This is a genomic window from Paenibacillus sp. Soil787, from assembly GCF_001429545.1.
Lineage (GTDB): Bacteria > Bacillota > Bacilli > Paenibacillales > NBRC-103111 > Paenibacillus_E.
On sequence record NZ_LMSP01000034.1, the window covers coordinates 107,957 to 126,818 of the forward strand.

General features: G+C 44.0%; 14 protein-coding genes and 1 pseudogene. 2 read left to right on the top strand and 13 right to left on the bottom strand.

Annotated elements, in window-relative coordinates:
• Positions 1–65 precede the first annotated feature (65 nt).
• From ASG93_RS24215 to ASG93_RS24230, 4 genes are all read right to left on the bottom strand, one after another.
• On the bottom strand, positions 66–2,141 hold the full coding sequence (locus tag ASG93_RS24215; RefSeq protein WP_056836091.1) for a beta-galactosidase: 2,076 nt from the start codon (positions 2,139–2,141) through the stop codon (positions 66–68).
• Positions 2,142–2,169: 28 nt separating this feature from the next.
• Positions 2,170–2,988 carry a carbohydrate ABC transporter permease gene (locus ASG93_RS24220; RefSeq protein WP_056836092.1) on the bottom strand — a complete coding sequence of 273 codons (819 nt, stop codon included), beginning with the start codon at positions 2,986–2,988 and terminating at the stop codon, positions 2,170–2,172.
• Positions 2,985–3,899: a carbohydrate ABC transporter permease gene (locus ASG93_RS24225; protein ID WP_029193288.1), complete on the bottom strand. Its 915-nt coding sequence runs from the start codon at positions 3,897–3,899 to the stop codon at positions 2,985–2,987. The genes ASG93_RS24220 and ASG93_RS24225 overlap by 4 nt, the downstream gene beginning before the upstream one ends.
• Positions 3,900–3,984: 85 nt before the next feature.
• Positions 3,985–5,361, bottom strand: a complete 1,377-nt coding sequence (locus tag ASG93_RS24230; protein WP_056836094.1) for an ABC transporter substrate-binding protein — start codon at positions 5,359–5,361, stop codon at positions 3,985–3,987.
• A gap of 175 nt (positions 5,362–5,536) precedes the next feature.
• On the opposite strand from ASG93_RS24230, the gene ASG93_RS24235 reads away from it, so the two are divergent.
• Both ASG93_RS24235 and ASG93_RS24240 read left to right on the top strand, forming a co-directional pair.
• Complete coding sequence (locus ASG93_RS24235) at positions 5,537–7,090, top strand: response regulator transcription factor (protein WP_056836096.1); 1,554 nt, start codon at positions 5,537–5,539, stop codon at positions 7,088–7,090.
• Positions 7,087–8,835, top strand: coding sequence for a sensor histidine kinase (locus tag ASG93_RS24240; RefSeq protein ID WP_056836097.1), 1,749 nt, complete (start codon positions 7,087–7,089; stop codon positions 8,833–8,835). The genes ASG93_RS24235 and ASG93_RS24240 overlap by 4 nt, the downstream gene beginning before the upstream one ends.
• Before the next feature lie 141 nt (positions 8,836–8,976).
• Here ASG93_RS24240 and ASG93_RS24245 read toward each other — a convergent pair whose 3' ends face one another.
• The 9 genes and pseudogenes from ASG93_RS24245 to ASG93_RS24290 all read right to left on the bottom strand — a co-directional run bounded on the left by ASG93_RS24245 (position 8,977) and on the right by ASG93_RS24290 (position 18,820).
• Positions 8,977–9,630, bottom strand: coding sequence for a spore germination protein (locus tag ASG93_RS24245; protein WP_056836099.1), 654 nt, complete (start codon positions 9,628–9,630; stop codon positions 8,977–8,979).
• Between the two features lie 149 nt (positions 9,631–9,779).
• Positions 9,780–10,243, bottom strand: a pseudogene (locus ASG93_RS34455) (ABC transporter ATP-binding protein); the annotation flags it as partial.
• 43 nt (positions 10,244–10,286) lie between these two features.
• Complete coding sequence (gene sigK, locus ASG93_RS24260) at positions 10,287–10,988, bottom strand: RNA polymerase sporulation sigma factor SigK (protein WP_056836105.1); 702 nt, start codon at positions 10,986–10,988, stop codon at positions 10,287–10,289.
• Between the two features lie 213 nt (positions 10,989–11,201).
• On the bottom strand, positions 11,202–12,818 hold the full coding sequence (locus tag ASG93_RS24265; protein ID WP_056836107.1) for a response regulator: 1,617 nt from the start codon (positions 12,816–12,818) through the stop codon (positions 11,202–11,204).
• Positions 12,811–14,652 carry a sensor histidine kinase gene (locus tag ASG93_RS24270; RefSeq protein WP_056836108.1) on the bottom strand — a complete coding sequence of 614 codons (1,842 nt, stop codon included), beginning with the start codon at positions 14,650–14,652 and terminating at the stop codon, positions 12,811–12,813. Before ASG93_RS24270 ends, ASG93_RS24265 begins: the two co-directional genes overlap by 8 nt.
• Entirely contained in the window at positions 14,594–15,919 is a 1,326-nt protein-coding gene (locus tag ASG93_RS24275; protein ID WP_156411027.1) for an ABC transporter substrate-binding protein, read from the bottom strand. Before ASG93_RS24275 ends, ASG93_RS24270 begins: the two co-directional genes overlap by 59 nt.
• 90 nt (positions 15,920–16,009) lie before the next feature.
• The gene (locus ASG93_RS24280) at positions 16,010–17,056 is read right to left on the bottom strand and encodes a family 43 glycosylhydrolase (RefSeq protein ID WP_200984523.1); all 1,047 of its coding nucleotides are present in this window, start codon (positions 17,054–17,056) and stop codon (positions 16,010–16,012) included.
• A gap of 30 nt (positions 17,057–17,086) precedes the next feature.
• Complete coding sequence (locus tag ASG93_RS24285) at positions 17,087–17,917, bottom strand: carbohydrate ABC transporter permease (RefSeq protein ID WP_056836111.1); 831 nt, start codon at positions 17,915–17,917, stop codon at positions 17,087–17,089.
• Between the two features lie 6 nt (positions 17,918–17,923).
• Positions 17,924–18,820 carry a carbohydrate ABC transporter permease gene (locus ASG93_RS24290; RefSeq protein ID WP_056836113.1) on the bottom strand — a complete coding sequence of 299 codons (897 nt, stop codon included), beginning with the start codon at positions 18,818–18,820 and terminating at the stop codon, positions 17,924–17,926.
• Between the last annotated feature and the right edge of the window lie 42 nt (positions 18,821–18,862).

Here is an 18,862-nt window from a genome sequence, read left to right on the forward strand (position 1 = left end):
ATGTCAGGGCAATTTTACCCCAGATACAATGTAAAGGGATGTGTGGCACCGCATCCATTGAACACCTATTGTGCAACCTCAGTCTTTTTTTTTATCAGTATCTTCACTCCGTAAGGGGGGAGCTGAACCGATTGATTCAGCATTTCGCCACTCAGCAATTCCTTTGTCTCCTGATTGAGCCCAATCTCCTCCGAGTTATTCCCGTAATTCAATAGGAATATATAATCCGTATATTCCGAAGAACGGATGCCGAGTTCGACCTGGGCCGGAAGCACCAACCATTGCTCAACGAGTGATTTCAAACCAAGATAACGAATAAGCTCTTCGACGACCGGTTCACTAAAGGCCGCACCGTAATACCAGGCTTCACCTAAACCGACATTGCGTTTTGTCAAGGCAGGCTTGCCTTCATAATATTCTGATGCGTATACCGCAACGATCTCGACGTCCGGATCCTCCACCTTTAAAATATCGTTAAACGCCTCCGTCCTCAATACCGTCGCCTCGGACGAATCTGTCCATTTCAGACGAGCCGCAGGAACCGTTCCTTTGATTAGGGTGAAGTCTTCGACTGTAATCCCGCATAAGCCTGCTGCCGGACCTGGTAAAGGACTCATCAGACAGTGTCCGTGCTTATTTTTATAGCCCGTGCGCGCACCGAAAATGATCTTTCCGCCCTGCTCAGCAAACCCGGTCAGAAGTTCCGCCGTCTCCTTAGTCATGATTGCCGGGTGCGGATAAATCAACGTTTGATAAACTAGCAATTCCTCCACTGTTGAATCGCTGCGCAAATAGAGAACATCCACCGGAATATGCAGATGTTGTAGCTGCTTGAACCATCCGCGCTCACTCATCCCAGTTAAAGGTCCGTGCCACTTATCAAGCTCGCCGTCCCACAGATTGTCATAGTCGCGTAAGATAGCGACTTCGGCTTGATATTTCGTTCCGGCAATCGCTTCACCAATGGCGGCAAGTTCTTGGCCAACCTGTCCCGCTTCTTGGATTCTCCGATTCGGCCTATTATGGTAATCATTAATACCATGCCAATAAATTTCTGTTCCGACGGTTGCGGTACGCCAGCGAAAATAAAGCAGCATGTCCGCGCCGTGCAGAATCGACTGATAAGTCCATAAGCGCATCTGCCCCGGTCGGGGGGAAGCCATCTCGATGCGATTGACCCAGCCACCCGGACCCGACTGCTGTTCCATTACACAGAAATTCGGTGATACGGAACGGGAGCTGCTCAGATTCAGGCTCCATGCCCGGTCCAGCAAAGGATTCTCCTCGGTGCCCGGAAAAATTGTTGAAAATTGCGGATAAGAATCATAGGAGAAAAAGTCCAGCATTTGATCGGTCAGCTCATGGCTGTCCAGATGTCCGAACATGCCATTTGTTGTAATCCAATGATCCGGCGCTTCTTCACGAATAATGTCCGCTTGAAGCTTGGCGAAGGAAATCGTATTATCCGAAATAAATCTCTTTTCATCCAGAGCCTGATGCGGATTCGGGCTTTCGGATACCGTCGGACGCGTCAGATGCACCTGTTCCCATGCCGAATAGGTCTGATTCCAGAAAACGGCACCCCAGGCCTTATTCAACTGGGTTAAACTGCCGTATTTGGCCTTCAACCATTCTCGGAAAGCTTGGTGATCCGCTTCGGCGTAGAACACATTTATCTCACAGTTTAATTCATTATCAATCTGCCAGCCGACGACGGCCGGATGATCTTTGTAATGCTCAGCCATTTTCCGTGTAATACGGGCGCAAAGCTCCCTGTACTTCGGACTGCTGTAGTTATAATGACGCCGTGCGCCGTGCGTATATATGATTCCCTCTTGGGATACGTTAAGCACTTCCGGGTAACGCTGTGTAAGCCAAGCAGGCGGTGTTGCTGTAGGTGTTCCCATGATGACCTGCAAATCGTACTTGTTCGCCAAATCCAATACCCGATCAAAGAAATCAAATCGGAACACGTCTTCCTCCGGCTCAAAAATGGACCACGCAAACTCGCCGACGCGAATGACAGACATATGCAATTCACGCATTCTGCGGAAATCATCTTCCCAAATCGATTCCGGCCAATGCTCCGGATAATAACAAACGCCTAACTGCATTTGCTCAAGCTGTATTGATTTGCTCATAACGTGCTGCTCCTCCTGACATGTAGAATTAGCCTTTAACCGAACCGGCAGTTAAACCGCGGATGAAGCTTTTGGAGCCGACGGCAAAGAGAATCAGCACCGGAAGCGTACCGAGGGTCAGACCCAATATTTGTGCAGCCAAATCGGTGCGATAAGCGGTTCCAAGTGAATTAATGCCGAGTGGTATCGTGAACAATTCCGGTTTGTTAATCATAATGAGCGGCAGCAAATAGTTGTTCCACGACCACAGAAACACGAGCAGGGACAGGGTTGTGATCGCCGGAAAAATAAATGCAAGCACTATCCGGAAAAATACCCCGATATCAGAGCAGCCGTCCATCCGGGCGCTTTCGAGCACTTCGGTCGGGACTGCGCCCCGTATAAACTGCGTCATCCAAAAGACGCCGAAAGCATTCGCCATCCATGGCAAAATCAGCGGAAGCAGCGTTCCGGAGAGGCCAAGACTTCGCATTTCGATAACAAAGGCGACAAGGCCGAGCTGACCTGGAATCATCATTGTCAGCAGGACGCCGGCGAATATTTTTCGCTTGTATTTAAACTCATGCTTGGCAAAAGCAAAGCCGGCGAAGGCGCTAACAAAAACCGATAACAGTGTGCTGGCGATCGAGACAATCAAGCTGTTTAAGTACACGAGATCAAATCGGCTGTCCGCTACAGTCTTCAAATTTTCAAGTAAATAATTGCCTGGAATCAGGACGATTTTCTGAAATAGATCTTCATTCTGATAGGTACCCATGATCGTCATGATATAAAACGGCAGAAGAGCAATTAAAGAAATAATAGCAATAGCGGTTGTGGCGGCCGTTGTTCGCAAGTAATTGCTCATGATTGCTCCCCCCTTTGAAATCTGGCGCCGATAAATGAAAAGACAGCAATAATCAAACAGAGTCCATATGCGATTGCTGCTCCTAGTCCGTATCGGGTTGTACTGCCGTAAGCGGTATCGTACATATTCCAAACGGTCGTCAGACAGCAACGGTCCGGGCCTCCGATCACGGCTGTGCTGGAACCCATACCAGCCCCGCCGAGCAGAAGCATCGGTTCCTCCAATAATTGAAATCCACCGATGATGCCGGTAATGACAATAAATATCGTTATTGGTTTGAGAAGAGGAAGCGTAATCGACCAGAAGGTTTGAAGAAAGGTAGCTCCGTCCACCTCAGCGGCTTCATTCAAATCCTTCGGAATGTTCGCAAGCCCGGCCAAGAAAAAAATCATGGTGTAGCCGAAGCCTTTCCAAGACATCATCAGCACGATGACCATGCGGGCGTAAAATGGATCGCCGAGCCAGTAAATACCTTCGTCAATTAAACCAAGTTGAAGAAGCAATTTATTCACAAATCCGGCTTGCCAGTCGAATAGCAGATTGAACATCAAGCCTACCGCAACCGGCGTGACAATGTACGGCAAAAAATTGACCAATTGAAAGAAGCCCTTCCACTTGACCCATCGGCTGTACAGCAGCGTAGCTATGCCTAAGCCGAAAATAATTTGCAGCGGCAGTGTCAAGACGACAAACAGCATCGTATTGCCGACCGACTTAAAGAAGTAGGAATCAGGATTAAACAGAAACTTATAGTTTTCCAGGCCGACGAACGTTTTGCCACTGATTCCGTCCCAGCTCGTCAAGCTAATATAAAGCGAGAATAGAATCGGAATGAATCCGAATGCAATATATAAGATCAGGTAAGGTGATAGAAAAAAATAGGGCACCCACCTTCTTTTTACGCTATTCATCACGCACACCCCCAGTTTAGAGTTGCTTGTTAATCGAAGAACGGCCATTGAAGCCAGCCGCTCTTCGATCTTTTCTCTTCAGTTGTTACATCGTAATATTCGGTCCTTTTGCTTTCAGCTCTTTTTTAATTTTTTCCATCGCCTGATCTACGCCAAACGAATTATCCTTCGCGAGTGTTTGCAAAATAATGTTCATCACATCGTTAAGCACTAAGTCGTTCACATTTTCGGACACGTCTTTTGTTTTTGTTGAGATATCTACAAAGAATTTTTTTCCGATATCCTGACTGCCGAAGCTCGGCCAGGTCCAATTCGTAAATGACGGGTCATCATAGGCCTTCTTATAGTGAGTAAAGACACCGTCCTTATGCTGTGAGGCGGCTCCCTCTTGCGTCATGGATGTGAATTCAATCCATTTCCAGGCGAGCTTCGCATTTTTCGCTCCTTTTGGAATACCGTGCGAAGAACCTCCGGCAATATAACCGCCGCCAGGAGCGACCATTAATCCCCATCGTCCTTCTTTTTTATCATTCGGCGAAATCACATATTGCGGTCCCCATACAGGTGCCATAGCAAATATGTATTTCTCCTGGCCGAACGTTGCGTTCCAAGCAGGGGTCCATTGATCCAGCTTATCCACTGTGCCGGAATCGCGGAATTGAACGAGACTTGTAACAACTTGCTGAACAACATTAGTATTCAGTTTGTCGCCGTCAAAGTAGGAGTTAGGCCGCTGACCTTTGATGAATGTATAGACATCCCCTAGACCAGGGAACATTTTGACCTTCCCACCGCTTTTCTTGACGATTTCCTTTCCCTTTTCAATGAAGGTATTCCAATCGGGAAGCATCGCTTCCAGCTGCTCCGGATTGTCAGTTCCCAGATATTCTTTCGCCAACGGTTTGATATAAGCCATCCCGGCTACGCTCATATCGTCAGGGATCGCAATTAGATGCCCGTCTTTTGAAAAGGTGGGTATGTCGTAGTCAAAGAGGATTGATTTATCCGCGTTATACGGTGCCGCCTCCAAATTCTCTATAACGTTCATGTCAAAAATCTTTGCTTTTTGACCGCGCTCGATCCGGATCACATCGGGCAGTTCTCCTCCTGAGGCGATCGTCGTCTGCAATTTTTTCGTAACATCTGCTGCAGCGACATTAACGCGCTTCATCTTAATGTTCGGATATTTTTTATTGAATTCTGCCAATGCATCCGGATGCTCAGGCTCCCAGGTCCATAACACGAACTCACCCTTTAAATCCTCATTGCCTTTCGCGTTTGCATCTGTACCGCCGGCATCTTTTGTTACACTGCTGTTCGTTTCTTTTGCTACTGCAGCGGAAGTTTCTTTTGCAGCAGGCTTGGCCGCAGTGCCTCCGCTGCTGCATGCTGCCAATGAACCAACCAGTACAATCGCCGACATGGTTGCGCCAAATTGCTTGATCCAATTTTTCCTTATCATTGAATGAGCCTCCCTTTAAGTGCAACTCTTGTATTCGCTTTCAATCATACACAGAAAAGTATGTAAGCGTAAACATTGCAATTCTATTATTTTGGTCGCAATCCTACATTATTTTAACAGTCTCTTCACGTAATACTTTATACAGCTTATAATTCTAGAAATAGGGGGGAAACGCATGAAACTCGTTTTGGTCGACGATGAACGCATTGTAATCGAGCATATCATAGGTCTTGTCCCGTGGGAGAAGTATGGCTACGAAATTGTCGCTACCGCCACGAATGGAAAGAGCGCTCTTCGTATTTGTGAAGAGAAGCGTCCGCAAATCGTGATCGTAGATATCCGCATGCCAGTCATGGACGGTCTCCAGCTAATTCAAGCCGTTTCTGAGAAGCAATTAGGCATAAAATTCATCGTGCTAAGTGCTTATGAGGATTTTAGCTTTGCCAGGCAAGCAATTTCACTTGGCGGGGTCTCCAGCTATTTAATTAAGCATGAAATTGACAGCGATAAGCTTTTACAAGAGTTGAATAAAGCGAAATCAGCATGGGAAACGGACGAGAAGCAGCGCCGAATGCTGAAAAATGAGTATATAAAAAACCTCGTTACCGGAATGGAACACAATCCCTCTGTTTACGAGATTCATGGTATGAAACCGCTCTTTGGTCTGGTGCTTATACAGAAGGACTCCCCGTTCTCAGCCGGTCACTTAACGGCAGCGCAAGCCGAACCTTCAAATACGGCGAAATGGATCTGGGACATCGCCAAGCTTTGTTCAGATAACGGGCATTGGCAATTGATTGGTGAATTCTCTGTCCATGAGGCTCAAGTTGTGCTGTTGTTTTCCCAAAGAAACAAAGTGTCAGGACTTATGCGTGAACAGCTACGAGAGCTTTTATCACCAATACACTCGCATTTATTCACTGCTTACAACCGGGCATTTTCGGTCTTTTATACATTTCCGACGAGTGATCCGGCTGCGCTTCACACATCTTTTCACCAAGTAACTGAAGCGGCACGGCATGCCGTTTTTTGTGGGCGGGAGGCTTTGGCCTGTGCAGGCGATCTCCCATTACCGATTGAATCCGCTTCCACATCTGGCCGCAGCATACGTTTCGATGAACTGAACGAGAGCTTGGAGCAGCAAAACATCCAGATGATGGAGACCGCGGTGAAGGAGCTCTTTAACCGTATTTGTACGCCAAAGTGGGACTTGCGGGGTTTATTCGATCTTATCAATGGCCTGACCATTCTTGTGAATGAGCCCGCCGCAAAAAATGGCATGGCAGAGAGCGATCCTTTTGACATGCAGGTCTATAACCCTGTTTATCAGATTGATGATCTTATCGATCGGTTCACCCATCTTCTTTGCGGACGTATCACACAAATGAACGAGACCAGCCAATTATCAAATAAAATGATGAAGGCTCTCCGTTATATTCATGAGCATTACCACGAAGAAATTAGCATCGAAGGCGTCACATTTGCAATTGGCATTAGTCCCTCCTACCTTCATCAATTATTTAAAAAAGAATTGGATCGAACGTTTTTGGACTATGTAACGGAGTACAGGATCCAGCAGGCAAAACGAATTTTGCGTCAGGAAGACGCTAAAATATCGGAAGTCGCCGCAAGAATCGGCTATCGTTCGCCGCAGCATTTTACCCAAGTATTCAAAAGAGTGACCGGCATCCTCCCCCATCAATATCGGGAGGTGGGCAGCCGCCAATGAGAAGCCTGCGTTCTGTTATATTGATTCGGTTAGTCATCGTAGCGGCTGTCAGTTTCCTGCTCGCCGCAGGCTTCACCTACTATTTCTATCAAAAGATTCTCCTCAAGCAGATGATTCATGACGATAATACAAGGCTGGGGCAGACGGCCAGGCAGCTGCAGTATATGTCGGATGATGTTGTGAAATTTTCATCTTCCCTGATTATTTCGAATCAACTGCAAATGTTTTTTAAGAGCTACGAACAATTGGATACGTTTGATAAATTCTCACTCCTGCAAGATACATTTAACTATTTGGATGATAATAAAGGGCTCCGCAAGGAGGTGTCGAGCTTCGCTCTCGTTATGCCAAATGGTGAAGCGTTTTGGAGCGAGGCAAGATATGACAACTACATTTACGATCGCATGAAAGAAGAGTGGTATCAAAATTTTCTCATTTCTGGCAAGTTAAGCGGCTTTACCGAGCCCCATCAAATTTTCTTTAATGCTGTGACTCAGAGTAATACAATTAGCTACATCATCAACGTAAAGGATATCCAGCAATCCGGAAGCAGTATCGGGCAATTGATTCTGAATTTGGATTATAGCAGTTTTGAGTCTCTGTTGACGTTCGGAAGCACTGATTTCGATGGTTTTTTATGGGCAAATGACAGCAATCATATCATTTATGAGAAAAAACAGCAGCAAACTGATCCCGCTGCGAACGATACGCTTAAAAATGAGGTTTTATTGCAAAAAGAAGAAGGGATTCGAAAAATCAAAGGCGGTTACCTACTGGTCAACCGATTTGCAGGAAATAACTGGAGGCTAATCTCCTATACTTCACAACATACGTTAATCGAACGCGGGAAGATCGTCATTTATTTACTTGCCATCTTTTCACTTGCCAGTACCATATTGATCCTTGTCCTGATCATGCCAGCAATTTTTCGCATTACAAGACCCATCATGCGACTTTACCACGCGATGAATGCTGTTTCTAGCGGAAATTTGCAAACATCGGTTTCCATCCAAACCGGAGATGAGCTGGAAAAGCTCGGACAAGGGTTTAACCGGATGATCGACCAACTACGCGTTGATATGGAAGAATCGATCCGTTACGAGCAGGAGAAACGGGAGCTGGAACTGGAGCTTCTCCTCTCCCAGTTGAATCCGCACTTTGTATACAACACCTTGAACGCCGTCATTTACATGGCACAAAAACAAGGGAACGAAGACATCGTCCGTATGGTCGCTTCCTTTATCAGGATCCTGCAGGATGCGGTAAGAATGGGTGACGGTCAATCACTTATACCGCTTCGCGAAGAAATAAGCATATTACGTGATTACATTGCAATCCAAGCCTACCGCTACATCGACATATTTGACGTGATATGGGAGATTGACGATCATACGCAGGATAGTTTGATTCCACGAAATCTTATCCAGCCCTTTGTCGAAAACGCCATCTTCCATGGGATTTGCCCCAAAGACGAAAAGGGGACGATACGCATATCCGCAGCAGCCCGGAATGGTATACTTACGCTCATTATTGAAGACGATGGCGTCGGAATCGAAGCGGAACAGCTTACTGCCATATGGGACAAAGGAATCAACAAGGAAGGCCCGGGCATACGGCATATCGGGTTATCCAATACGAAAAAGAGATTAGAACACCTATTCGGCATACAATCCGTCTTGCAGATCGACAGCATTCCAGAAAAAGGGACAACCGTAAAAATAAGCATCCCAGAGCGGTACGGGTAACCGGTTTTTAGGTTATTAAAGCAAGTAAGCCCATTCAGACGGCTGAAGCCATGAATCCACCTTTAAAGAGTTTGGGTTCATATGAAATCACAAATGCATCCGGAGCCATTAGCGGTCCCTTTAAGGTACATAATACAAACATCAGTTTGGGTTACGAGTCCGATTTTTCGATTCTATTTTCCATAAATTAGGACTTTCGATTCCACGCCGGACTAACGCTATATTGGTGCTCATATCCTCGGTAAACCCATCTTTTGGACCGCGAATAACAGATTGGAACGAAGGCTCCTCTACGCCTCTTTGCATCCATTTGGAAGAACTTACGGAAATCCCTTGTTCCCAGCCTTCAGCAAGAATAACGGTATCTCCGCTGAACAAAGCCGACATAAATTCATCGATTTTACTTATCGTATTTGTGGCGCTAACGGTTAAAATCTTGTCTTTCATGTCCGTAAAAAAATCGGATAAAGTTCTTTGTTGAGCTTTGTTTACTTCTGCATCGGACATGATCGGACTCATGATGTTATCGTTAATCACTTCGGTATCGGTTAGACCATTTATATAAACAATAGTCATGGGCAAACCATTGGCTCCTTGAAACTTACGAATGTTAATATCCGAGCTGTTCCCCGTTAATGCTAGGACTTTATTGATATTTTGTTGAAGGTCGCCTGAAAGCGTTTCGGCCTGTTCGGTGTTTGCTTGAACGTCTTGTTGCGGGTCCTCCTTATTTTTTCGTATAACTAGTAAAATGTAATAACTACCATTATCGTCTTGCTTTTCAAGGTTATACATGTTGTGGATATCCATAATTCCTTTGACTCTGAGCTTTAAGTTGATATCCCTAAGATGCTAACGTGGGAATCGAAGTCATGCACATGATAAGGAAAGGACAGGTCGAATGTAATCATTCGTCTGTCCTTTCTGCAGTTGAATTAATCAATATCGGCCAGAATGATCGACGGATTTCCTGCCAACGTTCGGGCAATAGCAACACGCTGCTGCTGTCCGCCGGATAATTCCGAGGGAAAATGTTTCTTCCGATCCAGTAAATCCACCGATTCTAATGCCTGCAAAACGTATGGCTCTCTTTCCTTTTTGCTCAGTCCCCGATAAATCAAAGACAACTCCATATTCTCATAGGCACTTAATCTCGGCAGCAAGTTAAAGCTTTGAAAAACATTGCTTGACCATCCAGGTCATAGATACCTTTATCTACAACATCCAAACACCCGATGATGTTCATCAATGTGGATTTACCGGAACCAGATGGACCCATGATAGCAACGAACTCTCCATGATCAATATCTAAAGAGACGTCGTCTAATGCTTTTATCGTCTCCTCGCCCATCGTATAATACTTACTGGCATTTTCGATATGAATTAACGTCAAAACCTTCACCTCCATTACTTGCACTAAGTCCAAATAAATGAAGTATCCGATTCATACTTTACCGCTTTGCCTTATAAAACTCATGATAAAGCTTCATCAGCGCCCGCTTCTCGATCCTCGACACATAAGAGCGGCTGATGCCGAGTTCCTTCGCAATCTCCCGCTGCGTCCGCTCTTCCCCGCCAAGCTCCAGCCCGAACCGGCCAACGACGACTTCCTTCTCGCGATCGTCCAATATCTCCAGATTGCGATATATTTTGCTCTTCTCTATCTTGAGCTGAACTTTATCCACGACATCATCCGCTTCCGTCCCGAGGATGTCGATCAACGTAATTTCGTTCCCCTCTTTGTCCGTTCCGATGGGATCATGCAAGGACACATCCTTACGCGTTTTCTTCAACGAACGCAGATGCATCAGAATCTCGTTCTCAATACAGCGAGCCGCAAACGTCGCGAGCTTGGTCCCTTTATTCGGCGAGAACGACTCGATCGCCTTTATCAGGCCGATGGTCCCGATTGAGATCAAATCCTCGAGATCTTCCCCTGTATTGTCGAATTTTTTTACTATATGGGCAACTAACCTTAGATTATGCTCAATCAGTTTATTTCTGGAATGATCATTTCCTTCAGCCATGAGCCTAAGATGTTTTTCTTCTTCTTCCTCGGTAAGAGGTTGTGGAAACGCATTGTTTTTGACATAGGATACAAGCAAAGTTAACTGTTTGATTAATAAAGCAATTGCACTAAAAAATCCAGGCATTCCAGCCACCCCCTTCAGTGTAGCGGATCATAGCTGTTATGGAAGCCTCCGCTTATAGATTAGTATTAGTGTATGTGGGTGTGAGCCTAGAAGTGCCTGTACGCAAAAGTTTACCACTGCTTGCTCATTTGAATTCACTAACAAACTTAACTTAACTTAACTTAATCATTTATGAAACGGAAATCGAAGCTGGTTATCGCCAAGCCTCTAATATCATTTCGCTTGCCTTGCTGCAATATTCTTACCCTCACGGTATTCGGTAGGGGTTCGATTCGTAAGCGTTTTAAACACGCGATTGAAATGACGAATATTCGTAAAACCCGTAGAATCCGAGATCACTTGAATTTTCTCATCCGAGTAACGCAGCATCGTTTTCGCTTTTTCAATTCGCTTCTCCGTAAGAAAATCGATAAAAGACTGACCTTGCTTGCTTTTAAACAAGCTGCTTAAATAAGACGGACTTAGATAAACGATTTCCGCCATCATGTTTAGGGTGATCGATTCGGCATAGTGCTCTTCAACATATCGCACAACCAATTCAACTGGACTGGTTACAAACTTTTTCTTGCGATTCGCCATGCAAACACTTAAATCACCTAACAGCTTCTGGCAGCGTTCGATCAATTCTTTACTGGACGAAATGGAGTAAATATCCATCAACACCTGCTTCACGTCTGTTGCCTGCAGCCACTGTTTAACCACAGCCAAATTGACAGCCTGTTCGTAGAAATGCAGCAGCATTTTGCATATTTGCTGTTGAATGATTTCTGGGTCATGCCATTGCCCACAAAGCCTAGTTACGAATTGACTTGCTTGGTATTGTACATTAGCCAAATCGCCTTCTTGAACAAACTGATTAAGTAGGTTCCAATCGGAGGAATGCCATTCGAGCTTCTCCATTTTCATCTCAGCGATGGTCTCGCTAGAAAACAAGCGATCTCCGCCAATAACCAATCGGTACAATAAAGCTAATCCCGCTTCCTTGTAAGATTTGGAGATCGATTCCAAATCCTTGGCAGGACTGCCTAGTCCGAAGGTGATCGTAAAATTGGACTGCCCGCGAATTTCCTTGCGGATCCGATTCGTTAAATTCTCTATTTCAGAATACGAGGATTCCCCTTCCTTATGATTGATTAAAGCGACAACCTCATTATCATGTAAGATAAAGACATGCCCCAGTAAGGATTTGTCTATGCTCTCCTGAATAAATTGCTGTATATAGACAGTAAACAAAGTTGGGTTAAATCGGTAATATCTTTCATCCGTAACCGAATCTCGGTCAAGCTTTGCAACCAAACAGCTTGTATTGGGATGCGGAAATAGAATGCCTACATTCTCAAGCACTTCTGTCTCCGCATGATGAATGCTCCCTGTTAGTAGGCCAGCTAGAATATGGTGACGCATTTGATTCTGTACTTGTCTATCTTTTACATTTACTTTATTTTGCTGCTTTTCTAGCGCCCACTCTTCCTGCAGCTTGCTAAGCAAATCATATAACTCTTCTCTTTCGAACGGTTTCATTAAATAGTCTTTTGCCCCTAATCTTAGGGATTCACGAGCGTATTGGAAATCGTTATACCCGCTCATCACCACACAAGAAATGTGCGGATATCGTTCCTTCACAATATATTGCAGCTGGATACCGTCCATCCGTGGCATTTTAATATCTGTAATAATCAAATCAGGCTGCAGTTCCTCTATTTTTTCTAAGGCTTCCACGCCATCCATGGCTTCCTCAATAACGATCCATTCCGACTGCATCTCTGCGATCATGAGCCGAATGCCTTTACGAAAAATCGTTTCGTCATCTACGATTAGTATACTAGGCATCCCTTTTACCCCCTTCAGGATTATCTTCTATGAGCGGTAAAGTTAAAAATATGGTTGTTCCTTGTTTAAAGCTGCTCTCTATCTTAATGCCATAGTGATGGCCATAGCGCAAAGCAATTCTTCGATCTACATTCATTAAACCATGACCGCCAGTGCCCTCCTCAGATGAAGCAAAATCGAATTTTTTATCAAGCAAATTTTGCAATTGAACCGCGCTCATGCCTGCTCCATCGTCTTGAATGGTGATCAACATATTCGTATCCTGTTTCTTTCCTGTAAGGATAATGTTGCCATACCCATTCCCCTTATCAATGCCGTGCACAATACTATTCTCAACGATAGGCTGTAAAATAAAACGAATAACGCAGTAGGAGAGCAGCTCAGGATCAATATTTACGTGGAACTGAATTTTATCCTCAAATCGGATTTGCTGTATAGCCATATAGCCTTTCACATGCTCCAGCTCCAAACTAAGGGGCACTTGGCTTTTGTGACTATTGATGCTATAACGCAGCAGCTTGCTTAAGTTATTGGTCATTTTAACCACTTCTCGGTTACCTTGAATCTCTGCGTACATGCTAATCGAACCTAACGTATTATAAAGAAAATGCGGGTTAATTTGGCTCTGCAAAGCAGATATTTGCGCATTCTTCTCTCTAATTTCCGATTCATAAAGACGATATCCCAGGTCACTAAGCTTTGACACCATGATATTAAACGATTGGCTAAGCTGCCCAATCTCATCACGGCTGCTGATGGGAATCGATACATGCAAGTTTCCGACAACAACCTTTTTCATGAGATTGCGCAGTTCACTAATCGGATTCGTAATGCGCAGAGCCAAAATAGTGAAAATGATAACCGCAAGGAGCAAACAAACAGCTCCGATCAGAATGATATAGTTTCGAACATAAACGGTATCCTGAAGGAGTGTGGCAAGCGGCACCATTTCGATCATCGTCCAGCCCGTAAAAGGTGAAGTATAATAGGATAAAAGTTCCGTATCCTTGTTTTGCTTATAAACAACAGTTCCCGCACCTTTATACGGCAGCAGTTTATCGGAATCAATCCAGTATTCCATACTTTTATAGATCATTGAACCTTCGTTATCGACGATCATAATGTTCTTCTTATCGTTGGAGATCGCTTCAATTTTGTTACGAATCATATTCTTATCCACATCCAACACCAAATAGCCTAAAACCTTTCCCGTGTCTACGCTGCGGATTTTTCTGGCAAAGGAATACACCTGATTATTTGTATCTAAAGCATTTTTGTTGAAGGTACCGATATAAACGACTTTTCCTGTCTTGGATACTTTTTCATACCACGGTTCATCTTCTACATTTTTTAGTGAATAATTAGCTTGTTCCTCCAACATGGCTGTGTAAGTACCGCCAGAAACTCTATAAAGACTTACCCCAGATATATCCACTCTTCCATTAGCAAATACACGTTTCGTAAAATCCTCAATCGTCACCCTTTCATTAAACGAAAGATTCGCATCCGATCGACTGCCGGCTTCCAAATATTTCAATATTGGCTGCGATTGGTAAGGCAACAAAGTTAACAAATTGAGTTCATTCATATAGGTGTCAATATTAGCTGTTAATTCCTTCACGACGTCCATTTGATATTTGCCGGTGTTTTTTTGAATAGATGCTGAATAGCTCGTATAAGTCAAATAACTGGCAATCCCAAGCGGAACGGCAATAAGAATAAAGCTAATAACAATGAGCTTTGCGGCAATAGGCAAGTCTTTGATCCACTGCAGCCTATTGCGGAGCTGTATTCTGCTGAATCTGAAGATTGGTATTGATGATCTTTTGCGCATTATGCAGCACCTCTTGTGGTGTTGTCTGACCCACCATCATCTTTTCAAACTCACGCACAAGTTCATCATTAATCGTTCCCTGTCGCGGTTGATTCGGAAAATATTTCACATCATCCGCCGAGCTGGCATAATCCGGACGATATTTAAGTTGCTGAAACTCTTTCGATTCTACAGCTTTCTTAACAGCCGGGATATGACCGGCTTTCGCCCAGCTTGCCCCGTGGGCCGCTACCCAATTGGCAAATTTAATGGCTGCGATTTGCTTTTGCTTATCCGGCTTCTCATGATAGGGAAGAGAAAACGTATGGGAGTCTCCCCAAACCGCTGGATGATCGTAGATTTGAGGTATTTTGGTAACACCAAAATTCAAATCCGCCGCTTTTTCAAAAGTACCCGTTGCCCAAACACCCGTAATTAAAATGGCTGCATTTCCTTTAGCAAAGTTTTGAACCGTATCGTTAATATTAGGATGGATGAGCTTACTTGTGTATAGGGAATTTACAAATTTCAAGGATTGAAGCGCAGAAGGATTATCAATGGCTGCAGCTTTTCCATCGTCGGTATAGAATCGACCACCATCTAAGTTCATCTGATTGTAGAAAGAATACCATAACCAGAAGGAATCAATTCGCACATTGGGCTCAGCCAGAGGAGATACATGTTCCGGTACACACGCACGGATTTTTTCTAGAAATTGAATGAACCCCTCTTCGCCATTGGATAAGATCGGCTTTTCTTTGTCATCTAGAAGACCAGCTTGCTTTAGCCAGGTTTTGTTATAGTACATGACTTCTAGATGCGTATCTAGCGGAATTCCCAGATGCTTATCTTCATCAACCGTGCTTTTCAAAATCGTCGGATTAAAATCGTTCCAATCAACACCAGCCTCTAAAGCCAGATCATTCAAATCTGTCAGGAAGCCCGCTGGCGCATATTGCGAATATTTGGCTGAGTGTACAATCGCGATATCAGGCGCTTCTTCTGTCACTATGGCCGTGGAGAGCTTGGGATAATAATCACCGGAATTATTGTTAATCTGTTCTATTTTAACGTGATCTTTATTTTCATTATTATATTGTTGGATTAATTCGGCCATAAATTGTCCATCGCCACCGCTAAATGGAGACCAAAAGGTGATTCTCAGCTTACTAGAGTTGGCTTCTTCTGTATGGGTGTTCAGCTGCTGTGGACTGCAGCTTATAGTGAAAGAACTCATAAGGATAAGGATTAATGTAGTGCTTAATCTTGATCGTTGCTTACCGCTCACTTGAATCCCCCGATCAAAAATATAGTATCTCTTAATTATACAAAGTAGGGCGTGTGAATCCAATGACCTTTTTACTCCTGTAATCAAATTCTATTCACCGCTAGGCACTGCTATTGGAATCCCTTCCGCAATCGGAGTCCCAAAATTCGGCGATCCGTCTTGATTCCACTTAAATGGCTGCATACGTACGTTGCGATTCCAACCAGAGCCCTGCGATTTCGCGCCATGATACAGAATCCAATCCTCTTTACCATCTGGTGATTTCGCAAAAGAATTATGACCAGGTCCGTATACCTGATCTGTTTTCGAAAATACGGCTTTATCATGCTTTTTCCATGAGGCAGGATTCAACAAGTCACTATTCATCTGTGTGCTCAGCATCCCTAGACAATAGTCATCCGTCCAGCTTCCGCTTGCCGAATAAATAACAAATATTTGCTCCTGATGCATCAATACCTGCGGACCTTCATTAATGGTTGGCATCCCGACCAATTCCCAATCATAGGTGGGTCTTGAGATTTCTACGGGTTTTCCGCTAATCGTGTACGGACTACTCATCGGTGCAATGTACAAATGTTGGCTCACGTTCACCGTACCTTCCCAGCCCGACCAAATGAAATATAACGACCCATCCTCTTTTTGCAGCGTTGTTCCATCAATAGCCCATCTGCCAGAAGTGTCCATCATTCCCCTGTCTACATATTTCCTTAGAGGATCATCCGTCTCCGATTCCAGCACGAACATCCGATGGTTCTCATTCTGACCGTCATCTGCCGCATAGTAGATATACCATTTCCCCTTGAGAAAATGCAACTCAGGAGCCCAAATGTTTGACGTATTAGGTCCTGAAACAGGTGGAAACCAGACGTCTTTATATTCGGCATTTGAAAGCCCTGTTAATGTTTGCGACTTCCAAATTCGAATCGAATTTCCCGTTGTATGTGTATAATAATAGGTTCCATCCTTCGAAGTGACCCATGGATCGGCTCCGTTATCGAGGATAGGGTTCGTAAATGTTTTCGCTTCTTTTGATGGCGATACCGTGCTTTTGGTTTCCTTCACAGCTTCCTCTACAACCCCTTTCGAACATCCCGCCAATAGCAGAATACAACCTAATAATGTCATCAACATACGCATTTGAATAACCACCTTTGACAGCGTTCCTTTTTACTGTTTAACCCCTGTGGCAGTAATGGATTGAATGAATTGCTTTTGTCCAATTATAAATATAAGCAAAGTAGGGATCGTTGATAAGGTGGCTAAAGCCATTAATTTCCCATAGGACTGAACAAAACTTCCTGTTGCCATGACCGCAATACCCGCTGTGAGCGTTCGCATCTCCAAGTCTGTCACTGTAAAAAACGGCCATACATAGTCATTGAATACAGCCATAAATGTGAAAATAGCGAGCGTCGTAACAATCGAAACCGATGACGGAAGCATGACGGAGCAGAACACATGCCATTTATTTGCCCCATCTATTCTTGCGGCTTCAATAATTTCATTCGGGAAGGATTGGAAAAATTGAATCAGCAGAAACACACCAAGTGCCCCTCCAGAGTATGGCAAAATAAGTACATAATACGTATTGATCAAATTGTAATTACTGAAATTCAAATATTGAGGAAGGAATGAAATAATCCCCGGAACCATTAATGAGCCTACAAACAAAGTAAACAATGTTTTTTTGAACGGAATGTCCAACTTTGTTAACGCATACGCAGCTAAGGTATCTAGCAAGATAACTAGGATTGTCGCGGCAAAGCCTACAAAAAAAGAGTTGAAAATCCACCGAAAAATGGGAACCTCAACATCACCCCCCACAAAAATCGTATGGAAGTTATCCCATGTAAACTCTTGAGGCAATAAATGAAACACAGGTGACATGACTTCGATGTCTGTTTTAAAAGAATTCGAAAACATCCATAGCATCGGTAGTACAAAGATGACGCCAAGTAGAGAAGCCGATAACACATAAAATAATTTCAACGGTTTCAACGTCCTCTACTCCTTTCTATTCGTGACTTTAAATTGAATAATGGAAACAATCATGATGGTTAAGCCCATTAAGATGGCCATGGCAGAAGCAGAACCGATTTCTCTAGCCGTGTAGGCCGTTTGCAAAATACCCATCAATAAAACTTTCGTCTCATCCCCCGCATTGCTCATTAAATTAGGCTGAGCAAAGACATTATAGGAAGCAATGGTCGATGTAATCAATACGAAAATGATAACGGGTCTGATGGATGGAAGTGTGATGCTCTTCAGTCTGTCCCAGCCATTCGCTCCGTCTATTTTTGCTGCTTCATAAAGATCCTCCGGCACCCCATTTAGCGCATTTACAAAGATAATCATGTTGAACCCAATGGTCCACCAAAGCGTAGCTACAACCAAAGCGAACCATACAAAGGGTTTATCCAGCAGCCATGGAATCGGGTCAAACTCATGAATCCCAAGCTTGGCTAAAAGTAAATTGATAAATCCACCGGTAACATCAAACATTCTCTTCCAAATCACGGCCATAACAGTGGCCGATACGGCATAGGGAATAAAATAAATCGACCGAAACAGGGACCGAAGTTTTGCGGGAAGTGCATTTAGCAGCAAGGCAAAGCCTAAGCCCACGATTACTAAAAATGGAACCGAAAAGACAACAAACTTCAATGTCGCTTTCATTCCGATGAAGAAGAGGTCATTTTCCTGGGTACCATTGGTAAATATGCTTTTATAATTGTCGAATCCAACAAACGGATGCACAGGGTCAAGTAAGTTATATTGCTTCAAACTAATGATAAAGCCATAAATGATGGGTATAAGCGTAAAGGCTAAAAAAGCTAAAAAATACGGTAATATGAATAAGCTTGAAGTCAGCTTTGATTTCCAATTGGATGTTGTAGGCAACTGTTTCCCTCCTAATCTTTAAAATTGAAGACGGGTAAACGA